Source organism: Intrasporangium sp. DVR (assembly GCF_040365325.1).
Classification (GTDB): domain Bacteria; phylum Actinomycetota; class Actinomycetes; order Actinomycetales; family Dermatophilaceae; genus Intrasporangium.
Genome location: NZ_BAABZW010000056.1, coordinates 1 through 1,747, shown reverse-complemented (window position 1 = coordinate 1,747; position 1,747 = coordinate 1). Strand labels below are relative to the sequence as shown.

The window sequence follows — 1,747 nt, the reverse complement described above, 5'->3', positions numbered from 1 at the left end:
CGTGGAATCAGACCCTCCACCAGACCCGGGGCGATTCAGAGTCCGTACGCCTGACCCAGGCCCTCAACGGAGCAGGGGTGAGCCCCTTGAGCTGACACGAACCAGCCAGTGGTGGCCACCCGTTGAGCAGATCCCATGGCCACCACCGGGCAGTTCTCGTGACCGTCACCGGGCAGGTCTCACGACCGCCCCTGGGCAGAAACAGATGGCCCTTGACATTCGCACTCGCCGTCCTCGGCCTCCGCGGTCAGGGCGCCTGGACCACTGCTTTGAATGCGTTCCTTCCGGGCGGCTTCGCCCCTAATGAGTTCGTGTGGTACGTCGTGGGGGCTGGACTAGGTTCGCTGGCACTTGCCGTCGGCGCTTGGTGGCTGGCACGCAGGGTCCTCATCGGGGACGCAATGCAGGCGCCCGGTTGGGCTGAGCATCTGGCCAGAGCTGCGGTGATCATCTCCCTTATCGCCGCGGTTCTCTCGGCGCTAACTATTGTCGGCGGAGTGCGCGGGCTTCCCATGTGACGACGCCTCCGCGGCTCCTTGGCCTGCCTCGCTTGCATGCAGGCCAGGGAGAGCCACCGAACCCATAGCGGAGCACAAGAGCCCGACGGAGTGGACGGGTCAGGGGTGGCCGAAGGTCATCGCGCAGCGACGCCGCAGGCGCCCTTGACGCGTCCCGGAGTCGGGCGGATGCTCCTGCGTCGGGTCGGCGGCTCGGAGGTCAGGTGCCTCGCGAGGGTGTGCATCGGGCTCTCGGGTTCCCGGCTGGCGTGGCCGGTGAGCGGTGGGGGTGCGCGTAGGCGCGCCAGCGCCGGAGCGCGGGGGTCCCTGCCGTGAGCCGGCCTGAGCCGGCCGGTTGGCGCGGCGGAGCCGCGCCCTTGATCTCACAGAGCCCTACCCAGCAATGTCGGCCCGCGTCCGCGTTCGACGTAGGGCTGCCGCCCGGGGCGGGGGTCTACTCGCGATGCCTTGGACGAACGCACTGTCAGCGGCATGACAGCGCGTTCGTCGGACCCCTCCTGCCAGTGCAGTCCCTCGGCGCAACTACGCCCTTGCTGCACAGCGCTCTGGCAGGCTGCCGCCCATGGACGTAAAGGGCATAGCGGAGCGGACTTTGGGTGGCGTGCTCAAGCCGGCCGGCTTCCGCAAGCGAGGGCTCAACTGGTTCCGGGCCCCGTCCGATTCCGACTACCAGGTCGTCAATCTCCAACGGTCCGGGTGGGGCAGTGGCGATTGCTACCTCAACCTCGGATGGGACCCTCGCGTCCCGGCTGGACAGTTTCGCCCTGCCCACCAGTGCCTGCTCTCGCTGAGGGCCGAGCACACGGACGTCGTCCCGGACATCGAGTGGTTACGACCCGACGGTGAAACGACCATCGACCTGCCGGGCATCAGCCTCCTCGACGTCGAGACCAGCACGCGAATGACGGAAGACGAGTTGTCCGCGCTGCTTCTCAAGGTCGTCGCGATCCCGGTGGTGGAACTGATGAAGCAAGCGAGGTCCGTCATCGACCTCGTGCCGCTCCTAACGGCCAAACCGTGGTTTGCGATGGTTTCTCTTCGCGACTACCTGAGCGCTTGCGGATATGAACTGCCTCCGTAACGCGGGCTGACTCGACGCGCTTCGGTGGCCCCCCGGAGGCCGCCTCATTGGTACCACCGATCCGCGGCATGTGCGGACGTGGCAAAGGCCCCTTTGTCGCCGACATGGCGGCTCTTCGGAACTGAGCGTGGGTGAGGCGCTCGGCGTG

Annotated in this window: 1 protein-coding gene; it reads left to right on the top strand. The window is 67.4% G+C overall.

Annotated elements, in window-relative coordinates; all coding sequences use genetic code 11:
• The first annotated feature begins 1,080 nt into the window (after positions 1-1,080).
• Entirely contained in the window at positions 1,081-1,599 is a 519-nt protein-coding gene (locus ABWV20_RS19300; RefSeq protein WP_353358109.1) for a DUF4304 domain-containing protein, read from the top strand.
• Positions 1,600-1,747: the final 148 nt, after the last annotated feature.

What these genes read in the sequence shown, in the direction of transcription:
- ABWV20_RS19300 (WP_353358109.1), top strand. Translation starts at nt 1,081, where the DNA reads ATGGACGTAAAGGGCATAGCGGAGCGGACTTTGGGTGGCGTGCTCAAG.